This is a genomic window from Soonwooa buanensis, assembly GCF_900167905.1.
Classification (GTDB): domain Bacteria; phylum Bacteroidota; class Bacteroidia; order Flavobacteriales; family Weeksellaceae; genus Soonwooa; species Soonwooa buanensis.
This window is the reverse complement of record NZ_FUYZ01000003.1, coordinates 236,188-260,608: the sequence shown is the minus strand read 5'-3', so window position 1 is coordinate 260,608 and position 24,421 is coordinate 236,188. Positions and strand designations below refer to the sequence as shown.

General features: G+C 37.5%; 20 protein-coding genes and 1 riboswitch. Of the genes, 8 read left to right on the top strand and 12 right to left on the bottom strand.

The window, feature by feature from the left end:
• Positions 1-8 precede the first annotated feature (8 nt).
• Both rpmA and B5X62_RS06455 read left to right on the top strand, forming a co-directional pair.
• Positions 9-266, top strand: a complete 258-nt coding sequence (rpmA, locus tag B5X62_RS06460) for a 50S ribosomal protein L27 (RefSeq protein WP_079666592.1) — start codon at positions 9-11, stop codon at positions 264-266.
• A 148-nt stretch (positions 267-414) separates the two neighbouring features.
• Positions 415-1,617: a T9SS type A sorting domain-containing protein gene (locus B5X62_RS06455; RefSeq protein WP_079666591.1), complete on the top strand. Its 1,203-nt coding sequence runs from the start codon at positions 415-417 to the stop codon at positions 1,615-1,617.
• A gap of 34 nt (positions 1,618-1,651) precedes the next feature.
• Here the strand turns inward: B5X62_RS06455 and metF are convergent, their stop codons facing one another.
• The 6 genes from metF to B5X62_RS06425 all read right to left on the bottom strand — a co-directional run bounded on the left by metF (position 1,652) and on the right by B5X62_RS06425 (position 10,632).
• A complete protein-coding gene (metF, locus tag B5X62_RS06450) occupies positions 1,652-2,608 on the bottom strand; it encodes a methylenetetrahydrofolate reductase [NAD(P)H] (protein ID WP_079666590.1) in 957 nt (318 codons plus the stop codon).
• 271 nt (positions 2,609-2,879) lie between these two features.
• Positions 2,880-5,546, bottom strand: coding sequence for a methionine synthase (gene metH / locus B5X62_RS06445; RefSeq protein WP_079666589.1), 2,667 nt, complete (start codon positions 5,544-5,546; stop codon positions 2,880-2,882).
• A 72-nt stretch (positions 5,547-5,618) separates the two neighbouring features.
• Positions 5,619-6,659: a homocysteine S-methyltransferase family protein gene (locus B5X62_RS06440; RefSeq protein WP_079666588.1), complete on the bottom strand. Its 1,041-nt coding sequence runs from the start codon at positions 6,657-6,659 to the stop codon at positions 5,619-5,621.
• A 178-nt stretch (positions 6,660-6,837) separates the two neighbouring features.
• Positions 6,838-8,037: an O-succinylhomoserine sulfhydrylase gene (locus B5X62_RS06435; protein WP_079666587.1), complete on the bottom strand. Its 1,200-nt coding sequence runs from the start codon at positions 8,035-8,037 to the stop codon at positions 6,838-6,840.
• 111 nt (positions 8,038-8,148) lie between these two features.
• A complete protein-coding gene (locus B5X62_RS06430) occupies positions 8,149-9,687 on the bottom strand; it encodes an ACT domain-containing protein (protein WP_079666586.1) in 1,539 nt (512 codons plus the stop codon).
• 6 nt (positions 9,688-9,693) lie between these two features.
• Positions 9,694-10,632 carry an alpha/beta fold hydrolase gene (locus B5X62_RS06425; RefSeq protein WP_079666719.1) on the bottom strand — a complete coding sequence of 313 codons (939 nt, stop codon included), beginning with the start codon at positions 10,630-10,632 and terminating at the stop codon, positions 9,694-9,696.
• A 59-nt stretch (positions 10,633-10,691) separates the two neighbouring features.
• Positions 10,692-10,797: riboswitch (SAM riboswitch) on the bottom strand.
• 273 nt (positions 10,798-11,070) lie between these two features.
• Between B5X62_RS06425 and B5X62_RS06420 the strand changes: the two genes are divergently transcribed.
• From B5X62_RS06420 to B5X62_RS06405, 3 genes are all read left to right on the top strand, one after another.
• The gene (locus B5X62_RS06420) at positions 11,071-11,877 is read left to right on the top strand and encodes a glucose 1-dehydrogenase (RefSeq protein ID WP_079666585.1); all 807 of its coding nucleotides are present in this window, start codon (positions 11,071-11,073) and stop codon (positions 11,875-11,877) included.
• Positions 11,878-12,086: 209 nt separating this feature from the next.
• Positions 12,087-14,690: an MGH1-like glycoside hydrolase domain-containing protein gene (locus B5X62_RS06415; RefSeq protein ID WP_079666584.1), complete on the top strand. Its 2,604-nt coding sequence runs from the start codon at positions 12,087-12,089 to the stop codon at positions 14,688-14,690.
• A gap of 249 nt (positions 14,691-14,939) precedes the next feature.
• A complete protein-coding gene (locus B5X62_RS06405; RefSeq protein ID WP_079666582.1) occupies positions 14,940-15,761 on the top strand; it encodes a flavin reductase family protein in 822 nt (273 codons plus the stop codon).
• Positions 15,762-15,790: 29 nt separating this feature from the next.
• Here B5X62_RS06405 and B5X62_RS06400 read toward each other — a convergent pair whose 3' ends face one another.
• The 6 genes from B5X62_RS06400 to B5X62_RS06375 form a co-directional block, all read right to left on the bottom strand.
• A complete protein-coding gene (locus B5X62_RS06400; RefSeq protein ID WP_079666581.1) occupies positions 15,791-16,894 on the bottom strand; it encodes an RES domain-containing protein in 1,104 nt (367 codons plus the stop codon).
• A gap of 42 nt (positions 16,895-16,936) precedes the next feature.
• Positions 16,937-17,734, bottom strand: a complete 798-nt coding sequence (locus B5X62_RS06395; protein ID WP_079666580.1) for an IclR family transcriptional regulator — start codon at positions 17,732-17,734, stop codon at positions 16,937-16,939.
• Positions 17,735-17,830: 96 nt separating this feature from the next.
• Positions 17,831-18,589 (bottom strand): maleate cis-trans isomerase family protein, encoded by a 759-nt coding sequence (locus B5X62_RS06390; RefSeq protein ID WP_079666579.1) that lies wholly within the window; start codon positions 18,587-18,589, stop codon positions 17,831-17,833.
• Between the two features lie 6 nt (positions 18,590-18,595).
• Positions 18,596-19,507, bottom strand: a complete 912-nt coding sequence (locus tag B5X62_RS06385) for a fumarylacetoacetate hydrolase family protein (protein WP_079666578.1) — start codon at positions 19,505-19,507, stop codon at positions 18,596-18,598.
• Between the two features lie 11 nt (positions 19,508-19,518).
• Entirely contained in the window at positions 19,519-20,631 is a 1,113-nt protein-coding gene (locus tag B5X62_RS06380) for a cupin domain-containing protein (protein WP_079666577.1), read from the bottom strand.
• Positions 20,621-21,622 (bottom strand): carbon-nitrogen hydrolase family protein, encoded by a 1,002-nt coding sequence (locus B5X62_RS06375; RefSeq protein WP_079666576.1) that lies wholly within the window; start codon positions 21,620-21,622, stop codon positions 20,621-20,623. The genes B5X62_RS06380 and B5X62_RS06375 overlap by 11 nt, the downstream gene beginning before the upstream one ends.
• Positions 21,623-21,864: 242 nt before the next feature.
• Here B5X62_RS06375 and B5X62_RS06370 point away from each other — a divergent pair, with 242 nt between their 5' ends.
• The 3 genes from B5X62_RS06370 to B5X62_RS06360 are packed head-to-tail and all read left to right on the top strand — an operon-like array spanning position 21,865 to position 24,390.
• Positions 21,865-22,656 (top strand): SDR family oxidoreductase, encoded by a 792-nt coding sequence (locus B5X62_RS06370; RefSeq protein ID WP_079666575.1) that lies wholly within the window; start codon positions 21,865-21,867, stop codon positions 22,654-22,656.
• 14 nt (positions 22,657-22,670) lie between these two features.
• A complete protein-coding gene (locus B5X62_RS06365; protein ID WP_079666574.1) occupies positions 22,671-23,900 on the top strand; it encodes a styrene monooxygenase/indole monooxygenase family protein in 1,230 nt (409 codons plus the stop codon).
• 10 nt (positions 23,901-23,910) lie between these two features.
• Positions 23,911-24,390, top strand: coding sequence for a flavin reductase family protein (locus B5X62_RS06360; protein ID WP_079666573.1), 480 nt, complete (start codon positions 23,911-23,913; stop codon positions 24,388-24,390).
• Positions 24,391-24,421: the final 31 nt, after the last annotated feature.

The following is a 24,421-nucleotide window of genomic DNA, read 5'->3' as shown; positions in this document are numbered from 1 at the left end:
ACAAAGAAATGGCACACAAGAAAGGGGTTGGTAGCTCCAAAAACGGTAGAGAATCTCACTCTAAGAGATTAGGTGTTAAAATCTTCGGTGGTCAAGAAGCTATCGCTGGTAACATCATTGTAAGACAAAGAGGTACGCAACACCACCCAGGTGAAAACGTAGGTATCGGTAAAGATCACACTTTGTTCGCACTAGTTGACGGTAAAGTTGTTTTTAGAAAAAAAGCAAATAATAGATCTTTCGTATCTATCGAAGTTAATGCTTAATTTTTAGCATTTGAACAATATAAAAACCCAATCTGAAGATTGGGTTTTTTGTTTTTTAGCATTCATGAAATATTAATTAAATTTTAAGCTATTTCTCAATAAAGCGGTCATTAAACTTTCTACTTTTACAGCCCTTAATTTCGAAATAATGAAAACTAAATTCAGTCTTTTAATAGTTTGTGGAATTTTCCTTAATCTACAAGCACAAAAGAAAGTATTGTTTGATGCTACAAAAGCAGAAATGGCAGGCAATGCCGATTGGGTTATTGACGCAGATCTACACAACTTAAAGACAGGAACCACAGTAACAACTGGTGGCACGCAGTCTAACCCGCAACGCGTCCCAACACCAGCTCAATCCAATATTACAGCAACCACCTCCGAAACCTACTGGAATGGTGCACTTAGCTATTGGGCAATTGACTTGGCACGACAAGGCATGACCATTGAAAGTCTACCATACAATGCGAAAATTACCTACCAAGATGCTAGCAATCCTCAAGATCTTTCTAACTATGACGTATACATTGTCGATGAGCCCAATATGCCATTTAGTATGACTGAAAAACAAGCCATTATAAACTTTGTAAAAAACGGTGGCGGATTATACATTATCGCAGATCATGACATTAGTGATAGAAACAACGACGGTTGGGACTCCCCAATGGTCTGGAACGATCTTTTCACCAACAACGGTGTTGTAAGTAATCCTTTTGGATTCAGTTTTAGTAAAACCAACGTTAGCCAAACAAGTACAAATTTTGTTGCGACTAGCACCAATCCACTTATCCTAAATGGGCCAATGGGAAAACCAACGGCAATGCAATTTTCCAATGGTTCGACGATGCAAATTAATAAAACCGCAAATCCATCGGTGCAACCACTTATCTTCACAAATAATACATCACAGACTAGCACAACAAATGTTATGCTTCTTACTTCTACTTATGGTACTGGGAAAATCGTCGCTTTAGGAGATAGTTCGGTGCCTGATGATGGCACAGGTGATTCCGGCGATTCTTTATACAATGGTTACACAGACGATGCCAATGGCAACCATCGTCCTTTATTAGTAAATTCAGTATTGTGGTTAGCACAAAAAGGTGATTTGGGAACACTGGACAACAATATTAATAGTGTTAAAATCTATCCTAACCCAACTAAAGATTACATTACTATTTCTAAAAAAGACTACAATCGATTTGAAGTCATTGACCAAACAGGAGGATTAGTTTCTAATGGCGACATCATCGAATTTAGAATTGATGTTCAAAAACTTAATTCTGGTATTTATTATCTTGTTCTAAAATCAGATACAAAATCTGAAACGATACGCTTTATCAAAAACTAAAAAAAAAACCTCATAGCAGAGGTCTTTTATCTTTTTAAAAAACAGACGATGCGATTCTCTTCGTAATCTCGCTTTTCCCCATCGTGTAATAGTGCAAAACAGGAGCACCCCTTTCCAGAAGTTCCTTACTTTGTTGGATGCACCATTCGATGCCGATTTCTTTTACAGCTTTATTGTCTTTACTTTTCGCGACTTCAATCACTAAATCATTCGGAATATCCACCTTAAAACGGTGCGGAATCATACTCAACTGGCTTTTCGTTACCAAAGGTTTTAATCCTGGAATTATCGGAACATTTATCCCTTCCTCACGACATTTATCAACGAATTCAAAATACTTTTCGTTATCAAAAAACATTTGCGTCACAATGTAATCCGCACCAGCTTCCACTTTCTTTTTCAAATATTGCAAATCCTGCGAAAGACTCGCCGCTTCCATGTGTTTTTCGGGATAGCCAGCGACGCCGATGCAAAAAGTGGTCGGACAAGAATTCTCCAAAGATTCATCCAGATAATCCCCAGAATTCAAACCTTGAATCTGCTTCACCAAGTCGCTCGCATTGGCATGACCATTTTTCTCAGGCTTAAAATAAATCTCTGATTTCACGGCATCGCCACGAAGTGCCACTACATTTTCGATACCCAAAAAATCCAAGTCAATTAAGAAATTTTCGGTGTCTTCACGACTAAAACCACCACATAAAATATGTGGCACAGCATCCACTTTGTATTTATTTTGAATTGCCGCACAAATCCCCACCGTTCCGGGGCGTTTTCTTACCACACGCTTTTCCAAAAGTCCGTCTTGGCGCTCGATGTACTCATATTCTTCACGGTGATAAGTCACGTCGATAAATGAAGGATTAAACTCCATCAACGGATCAATTCCATCAAAAATCGACTTTATGTTTTGCCCTTTCAAAGGCGGCAATATCTCAAAGGAAAACAATGTTTTTCCGTTTGCTTTTTCAATATGTTCTGTTACTTTCATTTTGTTTTTTTTTTATTTGGGCGTATCCCTCGCCAAGCTTTTCCAGCCGCTCGGGTCGCTACGTTCGCTACTATCTTTTTTTGGTGACTTCGGCTTCGCTCAGTCACCAAAAAAAGGATATCCGCTACCATCGCTTACGCGGTTTGAGGTGTGAGATGCGCGTTTTCAAGTTTCGAGTTTTAAGTTTCTTGCTATAAGTTAAATCTTCGTTCTTCCCAAGATCAACCAGAAAACTTTCAACATTAAACTTCAAACCTAAATTTTAAACTCATTACACCTCCGAAAGATTCGGAGCTAACCATTTTCTCGCAAATTCTATATCTACATTTTTTCGTCCAGCGTAATCTTTTAATTGGTCTTCCGAAATTTTCCCAACCCCGAAATATTTTGATTTTGGATTTCCAAAATAATATCCCGAAACAGCTGCTGTTGGCCACATTGCCAAACTTTCGGTCAAGCTAACGCCGATATTTTCTTCTACTTTTAATAAATCCCAAATCGTCAATTTTTCCAAATGGTCTGGACAAGCTGGATAACCAGGAGCTGGACGAATTCCTAAATATTTTTCTTTAATCAAATCTTCATTGTCCAAAGTTTCGTCTTCCGAATAACCCCAATATTCTGTTCTCACTTTTTTGTGCAGATATTCGGCAAAAGCTTCTGCAAAACGGTCTGCCAACGCTTTTACCATAATTGCGTTGTAATCGTCATTTTGGTCTTCGTATTCTTTCGCTAATTCATCTGCACCAAAACCAGTGCAAACACAGAAAACCCCGAAATAATCTTGCTTACCGATGCTTTCTGGTGCCACAAAATCCGATAATGCGAAGTATTCTTTACCAGCCGATTTTTTATGCTGTTGTCTCAATGTTCGGAATGTTGAAATCACATTTTGATTCTCGTCATACACCAAAATATCGTCTTGTTCATTAGCGTTTGCGGGGAAAATTCCGAAAATACCTTTTGCTTTAAAACTCTTTTCTTCAAGAATTTTTTTGAGCATTAATTTCGCTTCATCAAAAAGAATTGTTGCTTGTTCACCAACTATTTCGTCCGTCAAAATATCTGGAAATTTCCCAAACAGCTGCCAACTTCTGAAAAATGGTGACCAGTCGATAAAGTCAATCAAATCATCCAATTTTTGGTCTTCAATAATCGTAATTCCCAACTTTTTTGGAACCGAAATACTTTCGTTTTCCCAATCAATTTTAAACTTCTGTTCCCGCGCTTCCTCAATCGAAACATATTCTTTATCGACTTGACGATTCAAGAATTTTTCACGGAAATCTTCGTATTCTTTTTTCAAATCCAAACCATAAACATTGGATTTTTCCTTGTTTAATAAAGAACTCACCACGTTAACCGCTCTAGAAGCATCATTAACATGGATAACGGTGTTTTTATATTTTGGGTCAATTTTTACCGCAGTGTGCGCTTTAGAAGTCGTTGCACCACCAATCATCAAAGGGAAATCAAGATTTTGTCTTTCCAATTCTGCGGCGATATGCACCATTTCGTCCAAGCTTGGCGTAATCAAACCACTCAAACCAATAACATCAACATTCTCATCAATCGCAGTCTGAATAATCTTTTCGGCAGGAACCATCACACCCAAATCCACGATTTCGTAATTGTTACAACCCAAAACCACACTCACAATATTTTTTCCAATATCGTGAACATCACCTTTTACGGTTGCCATCAAAACTTTTCCGTTAGTTGGTTTGCTACCATCTTTTGCAGCTTCGATAAATGGTTGCAAATACGCAACTGCACGCTTCATTACACGAGCAGATTTTACCACTTGTGGCAAAAACATTTTTCCACTTCCGAAAAGGTCACCAACAACGCCCATTCCTGTCATCAAATTGACTTCGATAACGTGAAGTGGTTTTTCTGCTTGTTGACGGGCAATTTCTACATCTTCCTCGATAAATCGGTCGATTCCTTTGACCAAAGCATGTGTAATTCGGTCTTGCAAAGGAAGTTCTCGCCAAGATAAATCTTCGACTTTTTCTTTCTTTGTAGATTTATGCGTTTCGGAATAATCGAGAAGTCTTTCAGTGGCATCATCGCGACGGTCGAGCATTACGTCTTCTACCAATTCCAAGAGTTCTTTCGGAATTTCGTCGTAAACTTCCAACATTGTTGGATTTACAATTCCCATATTCATCCCATTTTTGATCGCGTGATACAAGAAAACCGAGTGCATCGCCTCTCTCACACCATCATTCCCACGAAACGAAAACGAAACATTGGAAACGCCGCCACTCACCGAAACATGTGGAAGATTTTCGCGAACCCATTTTGTTGCTTCAATGAAATCAATCGCATTGCGACGATGTTCTTCCATTCCAGTTGCTACAGGGAAAATATTCAAATCGAAAATAATATCCTCGGCAGGAAAACCAACTTTATTCACCAAAATATCATAAGAACGCTTCGAAATTTCTATTCTTCGTTCATAATTATCAGCTTGTCCAACTTCGTCAAACGCCATGATAATCGCTGCGGCGCCATAACGTTTTATCGCTTTCGCATGCTTGATGAATTCTTCTTCGCCTTCTTTCAACGAAATAGAATTCACGACAGGTTTCCCTTGAACCACTTGAAGTCCAGCCTCCAAAATTTCCCATTTTGAAGAGTCTATCATAATTGGAATTCTCGCAATATCCGGTTCGGAAGCAATCAAATTAAGGAATTTTACCATCGAGGCTTTTCCGTCCAATAATCCATCATCGAAATTGACATCCAAAATCTGGGCGCCACCTTCAACTTGATTTCTAGCAATATCCAAAGCTTCCGCAAATTTTTCTTCCTTTATTAAACGAAGAAACTTCTTGGAACCCGCAACATTGGTTCTTTCACCAACGTTGATAAAGTTGCTTTCTGGTGTTATGATGAGAGGCTCTAAGCCGCTGAGTTTTAAATATTTCATATTTTAAATTGAGATAATAAGGTAATTTGAAAATTAGATAATGTTGTGAAAAATTATCGCATTAACTCATTATCAAATTATCACATTGATTTTTCTCGGTTTATAATCTTTTACCAAATCGGCGATGGCTTTTATGTGCGGTGGCGTTGTTCCACAGCAACCTCCAATAATATTGATGAGATTTTTATCTACATATTCTTTAACCTGAGCCGCCATTTGTTCGGGTGTTTCGTCATATTGACCAAAAGCGTTGGGCAAACCAGCATTCGGATATGCCGAAATAAAGAATTCTGAGTTGCTGGAAATGGTTTCTAAATAAGGCGTCAACTGTTTCGCGCCTAAGGCGCAGTTAAATCCTACACTCAACAAATCTAAATGCGACACCGAAATTAGAAATGCTTCCGCTGTTTGTCCACTCAATGTTCGACCTGATGCATCTGTAATTGTCCCTGAAACCATGATTGGAATTCGGATGTTACGTTCTTCTGCAATTTCATCTAATGCGAAAAGTGCAGCTTTTGCATTTAGCGTGTCAAAGATGGTTTCCACTAAAAGAATATCTGAACCGCCGTCCAACAAAGCTTCTGCTTGTTGTTTGTAAGCTATTCTTAATTCATCAAATGTAATCGCACGAAATCCAGGGTCATTAACATCTGGACTTAAACTTGCTGTTTTATTTGTTGGACCTATTGAACCCGCTACAAATCTTGGTTTGTCGGGATTTTGTTCTGTAAATTCGTCGCAAACTTTGCGTGCAATTTTTGCTGATTCGTAGTTTAATTCGTAAACCAGTTCTTCCATGTGGTAATCCGCCATCGCAATGGTTGTCCCTGAAAAAGTATTGGTTTCTAAAATGTCCGCACCAGCTTCTAAATATTGTCTGTGAACCTCTTCAATAGCTTGTGGTTGCGTTAAGGACAGTAAATCGTTGTTTCCTTTTACAGGAGATTTCCAATCTTTGAAACGTTCGCCGCGATAGTCTTCTTCCTCGAAACCATAGCGCTGAAGCATAGTTCCCATCGCGCCATCTAAAACGAGAATTCGTTCGGAAAGGGCTTTGTACAAAGCTTGGTTTCTTGTTTCTTGAAGTTGGTTTTTATCTTGAGTATCCATTTTTTTGTTTTGTTATTATGAGGGAAACTTCCTATTTAGCCCCGATTGAAGCGGCATTCTTTTTTGCTTTTTATTACTCTTTCTTTTTATGTTTTCGTTTTCTAAAGCAAAAAAGATACAGCGGAAAGCGGGTGGGATTTTTCTTTCGAAGCTGAAAATTTTGTTGCTCCTAAAAATACTAATCTAATGCCTGTTTTAAATCCGCAATGATGTCATCCACATTTTCTAAACCAACCGAGCAGCGCACCAAACCTGCTGTAATTCCGACCTCGTTGCGCTCGTCGTCTGAAAGTTTGGAATGCGTTGTGGAAGCGGGATGCGTGACAATCGTTCTCGTATCACCAAGGTTCGCGGAAAGCGAGCACATCTTGATTTTGTTGAGGAAATTGCGACCACCTTCGATGCCTCCTTTGATTTCGAAAGCGACGATATTTCCGCCTAATTTCATTTGTTTTTTTGCGATTTCGTAGCTTGGATGGGATTTTAAAAACGGATATTTCACCAAATCTACATTTGGATGCGACTCTAAAAACTCGGCAACTTTGAGGGCATTTTCGCAGTGTTTTTCAACGCGAATTGCCAAAGTTTCCAAACTTTTGCTCAAAACCCAAGCGTTGAATGGCGACATCGCAGGTCCCGTGTTTCTCGCGAAAAGATAAATTTCACGAATCAAGTCCGCCTTACCAACTGCTACGCCGCCTAAAACTCGACCTTGACCGTCGATTAACTTCGTCGCCGAATGCACCACGATGTCTGCTCCAAACTTAATTGGCTGCTGCAAATAGGGCGTCGCAAAACAGTTATCAACAATGAAAATGAGGTTATGCTTCTTCGCAATTTGACCGAAAAATTCTAAATCTAAAACTTCAATCGCAGGATTGGTAGGCGTTTCTAAATATAAAATTTTGGTGTTGGGTTGGATATATTTTTCGACATTTTCTGCGCCTTCGGCTTTGAAATAGGTCGTTTCGATATTCCATTTTGGGAAATATTTTGTGAACAAAGTATGCGTGGAACCAAACACCGACTGACAGCTTACAATATGGTCGCCAGCGCTCAACAAAGCTGCGAAAGTGGAATAAATAGCGGCTATTCCCGTTGCAAAAGCATAACCTGATTCCGCGCCTTCCATTAATGCAATTTTGTCGATGAACTCGGTAACATTTGGGTTTGAAAATCGGCTGTATAAGTTTTTATCTTTTTCCTCAGCGAAGCTTGCGCGCATATCTTCGGCATCTTCAAAAACGAAGCTCGAAGTTAAATATAACGGCGTTGAATGCTCATCGAACTGCGTTCTTTCGGTTTGAGTTCTGATGGCGAGGGTTTCAAAGTTGGTTGTTGGCTTCTGGTTGTCGGTTGTTGGTATCTTTTCTGACATTTTTCGTTTTTTGATTTAACCACAGGGTTGCACCCTGTGCTATGAATATTAGGCCCCTTTGGGGCTTTTCAAAGTTAAAATCTAGAATCTAGGCTCTAGAATCTATTAATCTTATTTAGTTTCACTTACTCTTAAAATATCACCGAAAACGCCTCGAGCAGTTACTTTTGCTCCAGCTCCGGCTCCCATAATGACGATTGGATTTTCGCCGTAACTTTCGGTGTAGATTTCAAAAATAGAATCGGACCCTTTTAATTGTCCTAATGCGGAATTGGCAGGAACGGAAATTAATTTTACATCCAATTCGCCTTTGTCTTGACTTAAATCCCCATGCAAATCACCAACATAACGCAAAACATGATCTGGTTCTTGTTCGTCTTTAATCTTTTGGAAAGTTTCGTCTAACTCATCAATTCTTGTAAGGAACTCGTCTTTTGAAATTGGAAGAAGCGGTTCTGTCACTAAGTTCTTGATGTTGATGTCTTCGAATTCGTTGATTAAATCTAATTCGCGAGCGAGAATTAAAAGTTTTCTTGCAACATCGTTTCCAGAAAGGTCTTCTCGAGGATCTGGCTCCGTAAAACCTTTGTCCATTGCTTCTTTTACAATGGTTGAAAATTTCTCATTACGAACAGAAAACTGGTTAAAAACATAACTTAATGTTCCTGAGAAAACGCCTTTAATTCTTGTAATATCTTCGCCTGATAAATGCAATAATTTAAGCGTGTCAATTAATGGTAAACCTGCACCAACATTGGTTTCGTATAAATATTTTTTATTGTTTTTTGCAAGTTGCGTTCTGAAATTTCGATAATCCGAAATTGGCAACGTGTTAAAAATTTTATTTGAGGAAACCACGTCAAAACCGTTTTCGACAAATTCGGTATAGTTTTTTACAAAAGCTGGACTTGCGGTATTGTCCACAACAATAAGATTTTCTAAGTTGTGCTCTTTCGTGTAATTGATGAGGTCTGAAATATTACTTTCAGTGTTCGAATAATTTATTTTTTGTCTCCAATCGCTTCCAAAACCAGATTTGTTTAAAGCCATTTTTTTGGAATTGGAAATCGCAACGACTTTAAGGTCAATTCTTTTTCGGTTCAAAATATCATAAGCCGAATCTAAAATCTGTTCGATAAGTGTTGAACCAACGTTTCCGTGACCAATTAAAGCTAAGTGAACAACTTTAGGCTTTCCAAAAAGTTCGGTTTCAATAATATTTTGGGTTATTTCGGTTTGATTGTCAGTTACAACAATGTTAACTCTTCCAGTAGATGATACTTGGTTAAGCAGCAAAGGATAAATCTTGTTGCGTTGAAGTTCTGAAAGAATTTTTGCATTTTGTTCCGAAACAAATCCAAGAACGCAAAGATTGTCAATACTGTAAATATTACTTACAATACCAGATGCTTTTTCATTTTGAAATTCTTTCTTCAATAATGCCACGGCGTCCTCGGCATCTTTCTCATCAACCAAAACTGAAACTCCATTTTCGATGGCTTGTTGAGAGATAACCCCAACACTGATGCCGCCTTTGTTAAGTGTTGTAAAGATTCGAGAGTCGATGCCGATTTGTCCAAGAAAGTCTTTGCCTTCAAAGTTGACTAAAGCTTTCTTTCTATATATACTGATTGGATTTTGGTCTGTCATTTTGTTCTAATAAATAGGTTTTAATAATTCTTGTAATTGTTCATACTCCATTAAAAATGCGTCGTGTCCGTGGATAGAAACAATTTCGTCGTAGAAAATATCTTTCTTATGTGTTTTAATTTTTTCGTAACATTTTTTGATTTCCGAAGCTGGAAAAAATAAATCTGTGTTAATGGCGATAAGGTTAATGTTTGCTTTTATTTTTGATAAAGCTTTTTCGTTAGTGTCAACTGTCATCAGAAGATGGTTCATCAGTTGGTAAGCTTTTAAACTAAATCTTTCGTTGAGACTTTCTCCGTGGTAGATTAACCAATCTTCGGACTCGCGCCTAGTATTCTCTTTTGTTAATTTACCATCAAATCTTTCATTAAGCGATTCTGGCGTTCTGTAGCAAAGCATGGCGTGTGCTCTTGCTTTTTCTAGTGGTTTTTCGGGGGAGTCTAAAAGATATTTTTGAACCAAACATTGCGCGTGTAACCAATCGTGGGTTTTGTAATCCGAAGCAATTGGGATAAAGTTTTCGCTGATTTTAGGGTTGATGGCTAGCATTTCCCAACCGATAGATCCTCCTAACGAGCCACCAATAATGCTGTGTAAAGTTTTTATTTCTAAATTTTCTAAACCTTGCAAAAAAATCGCCGCAATATCTTTGGTTGTGAGATCTTCATAATTATCGATAAAGAAATCATTATAACCGTTACCAGGGATGTTAAAACTAATAATACTATACTTTTTGGTAGAAATTATTTTTTGTGGACCAATAATGTTTTTCCACCAACCTTTGCTGCCAGACACTGTAGAGTTGCCAGTCAAAGCGTGGTTAACCAATACGATAGGTGCGGTGCCAAGGGCTTTTCCGAATACTTCGTAGCTTAAAGGGATGTCAAAATTCTGTCCTGAAAAGGATTTGTACTTAATGTCTGTAGTTAAAAGTTCTTTTTTCAATGCTTTAATATTTTTTTCATTGAAAATGCCTCTAAGAATGGCTGAGTAAAGAACTTCAGTTGTTATCTGTCCAAATATCTTGGTAGAACGTAGCACCTTCTTGGCTTTTGCAAAGGGTTGCTAAGGTTTCATAGGGTCTAATCCCTCAACCTTTCTGGATAACATTTTCAATATGTGAATGAACGGTAGTGCAAATATATGAAAATTTTGATAATTCAATAAAATAATCTAAAATATTTCCATTTTTAGAAAAAATTATTGTTATTAAATGATATTTCACAATAATAATTTAAAATAATCAGCTAACAATTGTTAGTATTTATCGGGGTTTTGAGATTTTTCCTTTTAAAATTAAATTATTTTAATCTTGCTTAATTTTTTTTGAAATTTATTTTTCTCGTATGATTTTTGATAAAAAAGAATTCTAAAAAACATAAAATGGAAATAAAATTAAATGGACAAGTTGCAATCGTTACTGGTTCTAGCAGTGGAATAGGAGAAGGAATTGTAAAATCTTTAGCGGCTTCTGGCGCCATTGTCATTGTTAATCATTCTTCGGAGCACTCGAAAGAAGCTGCACAAATCATTCTTGATGATATTATTGCTAAAGGCGGACAAGGCATGCTAGTTCAATGTGACGTTAGTAAAGAAGATGAAGTCCAAGCGATGTTTCAAAAGACGATCGATACATACGGAACAGTTGATATTCTTGTAAACAATGCTGGACTACAACAAGACGCAAAATTTATTGATATGACTTTAGCACAATGGCAAAAGGTAATTGATGTTAATCTTACTGGTCAGTTTCTTTGTGCGCGTGAAGCGATTCGAGAGTTTTTGAAAAGAGGGATGAATGATAAATCTATTTCGTTAGGGAAAATCATAAACATCAGTAGCGTCCACGAAAGTATCCCTTGGGCGGGACATGCTAATTACGCTTCTAGTAAAGGTGCTTTGAGAATGTTGATGCAAACTTTGGCTCAGGAATATGGAAAAGATAAAATCCGAATTAACAATATCTGTCCAGGTGCCATCCAAACGCCAATTAACAAATCGGCTTGGGATAACGAAGCTTCTTTTAATGCATTAATGACTTTGATACCTTATAATAGAATCGGAAAAGCAGAAGATATTGGAAATTTAGCAGTATTTTTAGCAAGCGACTTTTCAGATTATATTACAGGAGCAAGTATCTACATCGATGGCGGAATGTCGAGTTTAGAAAGTTTTGCTGATAACGGTTAAGAGAAAACAGTATTTTGGATTGGTTCTTTTGGATAGTCAAAAGAATGAAAAATCTTCAAATATAGCCCCGATGGAACGGCATGTTTGAGCTCATTATATTTTTTTTAAAAATATAATAGCGAGTAGTGACAGCGGGATTTGATGTCTAAGAATTCAACAATCTCGATGCTCCTAAAAATGAATCTGAAAAGCTTCAGAAATAAAATTATATGACAGAACAAGATAAACTCAATAATCCGAATTGGAAAAAATGGGGACCGTATGTGAGCCACCGCCAATGGGGAAATGTGCGAGAAGATTATAGTAGCAATGGCGATGCATGGGGTTATACAACGCATGATCGCGCCGAAAGTTGGACTTATCGTTGGGCGGAAGAAGGAATTGCAGGGGTTTCTGACGATAAGCAAATGTTGTGTTTTGCGCTTTCGTTTTGGAATAAAAATGACAAAATGATTAAGGAGCGCTTCTTTGGGCTAAGCAATTACCAAGGTAACCACGGCGAAGATATTAAAGAGATTTTCTACTATATTGATAATACGCCATCGCACAGCTATATGAAAATGGTGTATAAATATCCGATAAATGCCTTTCCGTACGATGATTTGGTGGCGACCAATGCCCAACGATCTAACAAGGAAATGGAGTATGAGATTTTTGATACTGGCGTTTTTGACAACGATGCGTATTTTGATATTTTTATTGAATATGCGAAAGTTGGAGAAGATGATTTTTTGGTCAGAGTTGATGTCCATAACCGAAGCGACAAGGATGCGCCTTTGGTGGTGTTGCCAACGCTTTGGTATCGTAATAATTGGTCTTGGGGTTATAATACTTACAAACCAAATCTAGGTTTTTCGAAAGATGCTGAAATCGATGTGCATCACGATAGTCTATCAATAAAGAAACTGTACTCTCGAAATCGCAATGTAGAACCTCTTTTTTGTGACAATGAAACCAATAGACCTAAACTTTTCGGTGAAGCAACTTCTGGTAAGTTTTACAAAGACGGTATTAACGATTATGTTTTACGTGGCGGAACTTCTGTTAATCCAAATCGAGTTGGGACAAAAGCGGCTTTCCGATGTGAGGAGATGATTCCTGCGAAAGGCAATAAAACTTTTGAATTCCGATTGTCGCCACATATTATGGATGATGCGTTTTGGGATTTTGAAGATCAGTTCAACCATCGAATTCAAGAAGCGAATGATTTCTACGCTGGCATTCAGCAAGACATAAAAGACGAGGACGAAAAAAATGTGCAACGACAGGCATTTGCAGGACTTCTTTGGAATAAACAATTCTATCATTACAATGTTGGAAAATGGCTAAAAGGCGATCCTAACCATCCTGTAGAACGACAAGGTTTTGTAAGAAATGTTGATTGGCAGCATCTTCATAATAAAGATATTATTTCGATGCCAGATAAGTGGGAGTACCCGTGGTATGCGACTTGGGATTTGGCATTCCATTGTGTAAGTTTTAGTGTTATTGATGCGGCTTTTGCGAAAAATCAATTGATGTTGTTGACTAAAGAATGGTATCTACATCCGAACGGACAACAGCCAGCCTACGAATGGAATTTTAGCGATGTTAATCCGCCCGTGCATGCTTGGGCGACTTTCAGAGTTTTTAAAATTGATGAAAAACATAATGGTAAAGCGGATTTGTTTTTCTTAGAAAATGTGTTCCAGAAGTTGCTACTCAATTTTACTTGGTGGGTTAACCGAAAAGACGTCAATGGCAATAATATTTTTGGTGGCGGTTTCTTAGGTCTTGATAATATTGGAGCTTTTGACCGCAATATGGAATTGGACGCTGGCCAAACTTTGGAGCAAGCCGACGGAACGAGTTGGATGGCGATGTATGCGCTTAACATGATGCGCATCGCGATGGAGTTGGCGACTTATAATCCTGTCTACGAAGATATGGCGATTAAGTTTTTTGAACACTTCTTATACATTGCGGAAGCGATGGAGAATTTGGGAGAAAATAATATTGGACTTTGGAATGAGGAAGATGGTTTCTTCTATGATTTGCTAAAGTTGTCAGACGGAAATAGCGTTAACCTAAAATTAAGAAGTATCATAGGGCTTATCCCAATGTTCGCGGTTGAGGTTATCGAACATAGTCTTTTGGAGAAGCTACCGAGTTTTAAAAAACGTATGGATTGGGTGTTGCGCAACAAAACTGATTTGACGAAACTTGTTTCGCAATGGTATGTTGAAGGTGAAGGTAACAAACATCTGATGAGCATTATGCGTAAAACTCGTTTGACAAAAGTCTTAAACAGAATGGTCGATGAAGCTGAGTTTTTGAGTGATTATGGCATTCGTGCTTTGTCGAAGGTTTATGAGAATACACCATTTAGTTTCAATGTGGATGGACAGGATTATGTCGTGTATTATACGCCTGCCGAAAGCGATAGCCGAATGTTTGGAGGAAATAGCAACTGGCGAGGACCGATTTGGTTTCCGATTAATTTTTTGATTGTGGAAAGCTTGCAACGTTTTCACTTTTTCTATGGTGATAGTTTGAAAATCGAATATCCGAAAGGAAGCGGAATCGAACGTAATCTCGATGAAATCTCTAAAGATCTGTCGCGCCGACTTTGCAGTATTTTCTTAAAAGACGAAAACGGAAATCGTGCTTTTAACGGTGGAAACGAAAAGATGAATCAGGATCCTAATTTTAAAGATTATATTTTGTTTTATGAATATTTCCACGGAGATAATGGTCGTGGCGTCGGTGCCTCGCATCAAACTGGATGGACAGCAACTGTCGCAAAACTTATTCAGCCAAGATTAACAACGTAATGAAATAAAAATGTTCTAGGTTTTAAAATAAATTCATCAATTCGTATGATTTTTCGAAATGAACTAAAGAAAAATTGTATCGAGAATAAAACTTAATTAAATGTTTAAAAGCTATCATTTTTGATGGCTTTTTTTTACGCTTTCGATATAGATTTAAATGAATTTTTGCAGTTAAAATCTTGCTTCGCTTTTTGTGTATTAAAGCTTTTATTGCGAACTTAGGCATTCAAACTAAATTGAAAAAATAGCATGAAAAATTTTGCGGCAACAGAGATTTCGACTTACGAAATGCAAGATATTATGAAGTACGTGATTGCGCCTCGTCCAATTGCGTTGGCGTCGACGATTGATGCGGAAGGAAATATCAACTTGTCACCGTTTAGCTTTTTTAATATGTTTAGCGCAAAACCACCGATTCTTGTTTTTTCGCCTTTGCGTCAAGGAAAAGACAATCCGAATAAAGATACACTTCACAACATTTTGGAAACGCAGGAAGTGGTCGTTGGTGTTGTAAATTTTGACATCGTTCAGCAGATTTCGTTGGCGTCGGCGCCTTTTGGTCGTCACGTTAATGAGTTTGAAAAAGTAAATTTAACGACTTTGGAAGCAGATTTAGTGAAGCCGAAATTGATTGCAGAATGTCCTGTTAATTTTGAATGTGAAGTTTTGGAGGTTAAACCTCTTGGTGAAAATGGCGGTGCAGGTAATCTTGTTATTTGTGAGGTTCTGAAAGTTCATGTTAAAGATGAATGCTTTGGCGAGAATGGAAAAATTGACCAACTAAAATTAGATTTGGTGGCGCGTCTTGGCGGCGATTGGTATTCTCGAAGTAACGAACAAAGTCTTTTTAAAGTTCCGCGACCGAATAATCAAAACATCGGAATTGACTTACTTCCCATCGAAATAAGAAGTAGTAAAGTCTTTACAGGAAATGATTTAGGAATGTTAGCAAATATTGACGTTCTTCCAGAAGCTGAATTTTCCTGCGATTCCGAAATCCATAAAAAAGCCCAATCTTATTTGCTTCAAAATAATATCGAAGAAGCTTGGGAGGTTTTGAAGGGGAAGTAATATTGCTAATGGGTTTACACAATTCCTTATTAGTAAACTTGTATCTTGTTAGTCTTCATTCCATTAAGTTTAGCTTCCATTTTTCCAAGAATAGAGAAGTTGTATGGATTAGACTGTCCCTTGATGATTTCTAACGATGGTAATTTTTCATTAATTAATTGATCCGCTTGTGGGTTGAATATTATGCCAATTCCTCCAGAGGAAAGATCCATTAATTGTTTTGATATTGTTTCTGTAGATTCAAATAGTGAGGTTAAGTGGGAGCAAAAACCTTTATCTTTGTTTTCCTTAACTGGGAGAACTAAATTAAATATTTTATTTTCTTGAATAATTTTTTTATTATCTAAATGCGTTGAACTGTATAAAATGCCATCTAATGATTTCGAATTCCTAATCCACTGTAATAAAATTTGAGGCATTATATATTCAGGCTTAAAAATATTTGAATAATCAGCAACTCGTAGCGAGCATGCAATTATTAACGGCCAAGTCATTAAGTATTTATAAAAAAAATTATCAATCTTCCCTTCTTGTACATTACTCGAGGTTAAATCTAATACTTTAAATTTTTTCTTATTTTGTAAACGTATTGCTTGAAAGTTTTCAAGGTTTGGTCTATTTAGTTCTTCCCATGCAAGATAAAGATTGTTTGCTAAATAAAGAGATGGGAATCCTGGTATGCTATATCTTTGGGTTGTTACCTTGCCTCTGTATTCAAATGGGATGTGAAACATTTCAAAAGGTTTTAATGGATAGTTTTCAGATTTTATTCTTATCCTATAATAGTTTTCTTCAGCATTTATTTCCTGTTCATTTAGAAATTTTCCATACTTTTTAATTCTTTCAGAAAGAATTTCATCAAATTTTTGGTATGAATTGGCGGGTTGTCCATCAAAATATAAATCTATTGTTTCTTTAATACCATTAACAAATTGTTTTTGAATTGAATATATTGTCCTAAAATTAATTTTGTTTTTCATCCCTACAATAGCTACTTCGTGAGGATGTATATCTTTTATCAAATTTAAATACTCTTCAAGTTGATTGTTTAGGAACTCTCTGAAATTTTGATTATTTGGGATTGTTTTTGGTAGTATCAAAAAATTATGATTAGATACTTCTTCTAAAGTCATTTATGTTTATTGATTTTATGGATAATAGATAGGGAATTGAAATCAATTATTCTGCTCCAAAACCTTGTAGCCTCTTTTTTGCGAAATTTCGAAAGCGGCTTGTTTTAGCATTTTGGCGGCGCTTCCGTTGATGCGATCATCCAATCCACCAATTTTTCCCATAATCGTTAAACCTGCAATCATATTATTAGAAAAATCAAAAATAGGAACCGAAATCGCCGTCAGATCAGACAACATTTCTGCACGCCCTTGGCTGATGCCATCTTTTTTGATGGTTGCTAACATTTCTTCAACATTGCGTAGGTTTTCATCAAGATTTAGTTCGCCTTTGTTGCTTTTTAATTCTTCGATTAGTGATGGCATAACGCGGTTTTCGGGAAGATGCGCCGCAAAGTTTTTACCAACCGCCGAAGTCAAAATTGGTAAAACGCTTCCGATTCTTAAATCGAATAAAGTTTCGCTATAAGTTCCATCCAATCTGTAAATGATTGTTGGACCGCGATTTCCCCAAACGCCTAAGAAAATAGTGTGTCCAAGGTCGTTGGCTAATTGGCGCATGTGAGGTTTGCACAATTCGGTAAGATCGAATTGATCAAGATAAGCGAGTCCTAATTTAAGACAAGATGTTCCCAAACTATAAAAGCCAGTTTCGGGGTTTTGCTGCACCATTTCTTCTTCCTGAAAACTTACAAGATACGAGTGGATTTTACTTGGTGACAAACCAATTTGTTCCGAAATTTCTTTTAATGGTAATGGATATTGAGATTGCATTAATGCTTTTAGGATAGAGAATCCTACATTAATAGACTGTATACCGCGTTTCTTTTTGCCTTCCTCCATGTGTGTTTCTAAATTCCTACAAAAGTAAGAAATTCGTTTTCAATAATGTTATGATTAAAATAAGGCTCTACATTTTGAGTAAAGCCTTATTTTATTTTAATATTTCCCTGAAAGTAAAGTTCCTGCATTTGGTACTTTCGCTTCGAGTCCGAGTTCTTTAAGCATTCTGTAAGTGGTACAGATTGCGGCTGTCACAACCGGTATTCCTGCTTCGTCTTCAACAAACTGAACTGCAGGTAACGATGGCATTTGTACACATGCTGAAAGTACAATCGCTTCAACGCCTTCTAAGTTTAACTTTTTATAAATTGTTTTAAGATTTTCTGGATCTAAAGCAGCAACTTCCAAATTGTCCGAAACTTCCAAAGCAATCCAATCTTTAACCGTAAAACCTTGATCTTCGATATACTCGACAACCATTTGCGTAAGCGGTTTCATATAAGGTGCCACAACTGCAATGTTTTTAACACCTAAAGTTTGCAAACCTTCTATTAATGCGCCAGCACTTGTTACAATTGGCGTTGGATAATCATTTTCAACTGTTTTTTTGTAAAGACGTTCTTGCGAAACACAATGATAGCCTTTCCCCATCGACATAATCGCAACAAGACAAGCATAACCCATCACATCAACATGAGCATCCGATAATTCTAATGCACATTGGTCAGAATTGCCATCCATCTTCGCAAGTTCTTCTTTAGTAACATGCTTCATACGCATTCTAGCAGAATGAAATGTAAAGCGTTCTGGAAAAATGCTTTCGCGTCCACGGAACATTGCGGGGATTTCGGTTTCCATGGTTACATTGGAGCTTGGCACAATCTGTCCAATGCGGTAATTCAATTTTTTAGACATAATTAATTAAGCTTTTACAATGTAATTTTTAAGAGTTCCAAGTTTGTCAATTGTAATTTCTACAACATCGCCAGGCCACATGAATTCTTGAGGTTCACGACCTGCGCCAACGCCTGCTGGAGTTCCTGTTGCGATAATGTCACCAGCTTCCAAACTGATTACTTCGCTGATGTCTTCGATAATATCATTAACATTAAAAAGCATGAATTTTGTGTTACCGTTTTGTTTTTCAACGCCGTTAACTTTGGTGATAATTTGTAAATTATGTGGATCTGTTAATTCGTCAGTCGTGATAACATAAGGTCCCATCGGTGCAAAAGTATCTTGACCTTTGGAAACGATCCATTGTCCCGAACGACGGCAATCTCTTGCACTGATGTCGTTAATAATGGTGTAACCGAACACATAATCCAAAGCATTTTCTTTAGAAACATGCGTTGCTTTTTTTCCCATAATAACGGCAAGTTCCCCTTCCCAATCCATTTGTTTGGTAACTTGGTCATTATGTTTTATAGAATCGCCAGGTCCAATTACGGTAGTTGGAGGTTTTGAGAAAATAACACATTGTTGTGGAAGTTCTTTCGAAGTGTCCAATGTTCTTGCAGACTCAGCAACGTGTTCGGTATAATTAAGTCCAATTCCGAAAATATTTTTACGAGGAGCTGGGATTGGTGCAGTAATAATCGCTGATGACAAAGGAATACTCGTTGCAACAAGGCTTCTTGCATCGATATTTTTTAAAGTTTCGGAAACTGCTTTGACAGCGGCTGGTCCTAAATCGATAAATTCTAACATGGTCGATGGTAAATCTAAGTCGTGCTCGATACCCCAAGATTCCATGTCGATAATGACGTCGTCAACGATGATTCCTAATCTTATTTCTGATTCTATACTACTTCTAAAACTTGCTAACTTCATAATTTAATATTTTATTTTAATTGCTGGTGTCCTTCTGGATGTGCTTTTTCTTGATAAAAACCTAATTTTTCCACAGTTGGAAAATCGTTAAATGAGAATAAATACAATTCTTCCGTTTCGGAAGTATTCGCGAATTCGTGGTACAACCAAGATGGAATACAGAATGTATCTTTTTCTTTAAAATCATATTTAACACCGTCGATAATCACGTAACCTTCGCCTTGTGCCACTTGGAAAACTGAAGATCCAGTGTGTTTGTGCGCTTTGGTTTTTTGTCCAGGTTTTAACATTTGCATTGTTGCGCCCATCGTTAACATTGGATGTCCGCCCGTTAATGGATTGGCATAACGCATAATGTAACCGTCGTAAGGCGTTCCGTCGCTCACTTTTGCTAAATTCTGAATCGCATTTCTCGTATTCTCCCAAGAATATTTAAACAACGGTGAATATGGTTTGTTCCATTCTCTATCAATCGGGATAACGCCAGCGCCAGAATAACTCATTGGTGAATAATTCTCTGCAACGACTAAATCTTGACCGCCTTTTTCTTCTTCTAAAACCGCATAATCATTAGCTTCAAAAGCGTTGATCATTGGGATATCAAGACCATCTAACCAAATACAAGTTTGACCATCTTTTTCAACACCGTGCTCGTGCCAAGCGCTATTTGGCGTAATCACAAAATCACGAACGCCAAGTTCTATCTTGTTACCATCAACAATCGTGTAGCCTTTTGCGCCTTCCATAATAAAGCGAAGCGCAGAAGCTGCATGTCGATGTGCTGGCGTGAACTCACCTGGCTGTGTAATTTGGATGCCTGCGTATAGTAGGCCTACCGCGGCTTTTTCTTTAATTCTGTTTTTGTTTTGAAGATAGACAACGCGTCTTCCTGCTTCGCCTGGTGTTACCAAACGAGCGGCTTCTAAAACGAATGGTCTTAGCTTTTCGTAACTCCAAAACATCGGTGCCGAAATAGTGTGCGGCTCCCAAGGTTCAATGTCGTTGGCAACGGTCCAAAGTGCGCCCGTGTCCATGTCTTTTAGCTCGTCGTAATATTTTTCGAGTTCTTCGGAGCCTTTTACTTTCGCTCTTCCGTAGATGTCGTCGCTGTAATTAGTTTCCATAAGTTTGATTTTTAATATTGTCTTGTTCTTCGGTTGTTTCGTAAAAATGGGCAGGCATCTGTGGTGTCGTATTCACCTTAAAATCAAAGATATCAAATCTATTGTAGTGCCCCAAGATGTCGTGCATCTGTTTTGGTTGAATACATGCAGAAAGGTCGATTTCAGCATAAGCTATACCTTCTTTATCAATTAGTGGTTCGCCAATAACCTGACCGTTAGGATCGATAAAACCGGAAAATGCTGAATTTTCTCTTTTAAATAAATTTCTGCATTCTGGATTTTCTTCCTCAAAAAGTTTGATAATATCTTCGTTAATCGTGCTGCAAGAAATAATCGTGTAAAGTTTACCTTCGAACGAATGCGCAGCCGCACGGATTTTGATAGCTTCCGCCATATTGTAATCCACTGGCGCAACAGGAAGACTGATGTAATTTGCAATGTGTATTAATTCACCTTGAGAAATTAAAGCAAAACGCGCCAAAGTATTGGTGTTTTCGCCACAAGCTAATGTCCCCAAAGGACCAACAGACGTGTCGTAAACCTTTAATGATGAGCCATCGCCACCTGTCCAAGTTAGCTTTTCTGCCCAAGTCGGAACCAGTTTTCTGTGTCTACCCAAAAGTTGACCTTCATTCGAAATAATCAAATTGGTATTGTAGATGGTTCCGGTTTTACGCTTGTCTTTTTCGTTGATACCAATAACAACATTAATGTTATGAAGTCTTGCTGCATCAAAAAGCTTTTGCAAACGTGGATCATCAACAGAAATTGAATTTTCATATAGTTTTTTGAACCATTTACTGCCTTGCACGGGATTCATAATCCAGTTCCAATAAGGATAGGCACAAATGAAAACTTCGGGAAACGCTACTAGTTCGGCGCCATTGCTTGCGGCTTCTGCAATCAGTTTGCAAGCTTTATCAATGGTTGCTTCGATGTCAAAATATACTGCGCTAGTTTGGACTGTTGCAGCCTTAAATTTTCCTAACATGATTTGGTGGTGATTTTTACTTTGATTCAAAAATATAAAATTGATTTCAATAATGATGAATAAAAATCTAAAAAAGTGAAAATAAATTTTGTTTTAAATATTATTTACTTGTAAATCAGTCAATTGATAAAATTTGATAAAAAAAATATTGAATTGTTGAATTTATTTTACCAATGTTGAATTTTTTTTATACTTTAGCAAAACACAAACATTACAAAATATTAATTTGAAAATTCATTATTATGATTCAATTAAAAGATAAAGTGTTTATAGTAACTGGTGGTGTTGCTTCCATCGGTTTTGAAATCGCAAAAAAAATGGTTGACCTCGGTGCGAAAGTTGTCATCGCAGATATTGCTGACGATTTAGGAAAGAAAGCACAAGATAGCCTTGGCGAAAACTCACTTTTTGTTCATACTGATATTACTAAAGATGAAGATTGCGAAAACCTCATCAAAATAACTATAGATAAATTCGGGAAGTTAGATGTCCTTGTTAACAATGCGGCATCTTACGGCGACGAAGGTGCAAAAACTTCTCGCGAAACTTGGCTGCACACACTTAATGTAAATGCCGTTGCAGCTGCGATTCTTGGAGAAATGGCGCGTCCATATCTTAAGGCTTCTAAAGGTTGTATCGTGAACACAGGTTCTATTTCGGGTGTTTTCCCACACATCGAGCGTTGGGCTTATCCAGTGTCAAAAGCGACTTTGCTTCATCTTAACAAAACCCAAGCAGTGGAATATGCGCCAGACGGAATCCGTGTTAACATGGTGCGTCTTGGGCATGTTTGGTCTGCACCTTTCGAAGGTTTAACTCAAAATGATCGTGCGCATGCCGATAAGGTGACAGAAGGTTATAATCTTCTCGGTCGTGTAGCAAATGGCGAAGAAGTGGCTAACGCTGTTGCCTTTGTAGCTTCGGATGATGCAAGTTATATGACTGGATCAGAGATTGTTGTGGACGGTGGTTATAGCGCTATGGGACCAGAACAGCACTATCCTTTGATGTCAAAATTAATGAAAAACCAATAAGCAAAATATTATATATGTCAAGAAAAGTTTCTATTGTAGGTGCAGGTCAATCCGGACTACAATTAGGTTTGGGATTGGTAAAAAAAGGTTACGACGTAACAATCTATAGTAACCGCACGCCAGAGCAAATCAAATATGGTAAAGTAATGTCAAGCCAATGTATGTTTGATATGGCTTTAGAAAACGAAAGAGAATTAGACATTAATTACTGGGAAGATACTTGTCCGCCAGTTGAAGGTCTTGGTGTAACAGTTCCTCATCCTGAAAAACCAGGTGAAAAATTGTTTACGTTTGCGGGTAAGCTAGAAAAAAATGCTTACGCGGTTGACCAACGTATCAAGATGCCTTTCTGGATGGAAAAATTTGAAGAATTAGGTGGCAAAATCATCATTAAAGATGTTGATGAAAACGACCTTGAAGATATTACAGCACAAAGTGATTTAACAATTCTTGCGGCAGGAAAAGGAAGTATTGTGCAAATGTTCGAAAGAGATGCGGACAAAAGTATGTATGACAAACCGATGCGTGCTTTGGCTTTGACTTATGTTAAAGGAATGACGCCTAACAAGCCTTTCTCCAAAGTTGCGTTTAACTTAATTCCAGGTGTTGGCGAATATTTCGTTTTCCCAAGTGAAACGATTAACGGACCTTGTGAGATTATGGTATTGGAAGGTATTGTTGGTGGTCCAATGGATTGCTGGCAAGATGTTAAAACGCCAGAAGAACATTTAGCAAAGAGTTTAGAAATTTTAAAAACATATTTACCTTGGGAATATGAGCGTTGTCAAAATGTAGAGTTGACAGACGATAACGGAATTTTGTCAGGTCGTTTTGCACCAACCGTTAGAAAGCCTGTTGCGACTTTGCCGTCTGGTAGAAAGGTTTTCGGGATTGCGGATGTTGTGGTTGTTAACGATCCTATTACAGGACAAGGTTCTAATAACGCTTCCAAGTGTACAAAAATTTATTATGATTCAATTTTAGAAAGAGGTGATCAGCCTTTTGATGAAGCTTGGATGAATGATACTTTCAATGAATATTGGGAAAATGTAAAAGATGTTGCGCTTTGGACAAATACATTGCTTGGTCCACCGCCGCCACACATTCTTAAATTCTTGGGTGCTGCTGCAGGTTCGCAGAAGTTGGCGGATTTGTTTGCTAACAATTTTAACGATCCAAGACAATTCTTCCCTTGGTGGTTAGATCCTGCAAAAACAGATGAATTAATCGCTGAAAACGCATAAAACAACTATTATGGAAATTAAAGAGTTTGACAGCAGAGCTTTCCGTAATGCCTGTGGAACCTTTACAACGGGTGTTACGGTTATCACAAGTAAAAATGAAGACGGAACAGTACACGGCATGACCGCGAATGGATTTATTTCTGTGTCTTTGGATCCTCCTTTGATCGCAGTTTCTATCGGGAATAATCAAAAAATGTTCGAGACGATTAAAAACTCTGGGATCTATGGTGTTAGCATCTTGAAAGATGACCATCATGACCATTGCAATCATTTTGCAGGAAAGCATAATCCAGAACTAAATGTCGACTTTATAGAATATGACGGCGTTCCGGTGCTTAAAAATGCTTTGGCACATTTCGTTACTAAAGTTCATTCTTCGCATTTAGCAGGAGATCATACACTTTATATTGGCGAAGTGTTAGACTTTTCGGCAGAAGAAGATGGTAATCCGATTCTTTTCCATAGAGGTCAATTTAGAGAATTAAAATAAATTAATTCTAAACCAAATTTCAATTTATTAA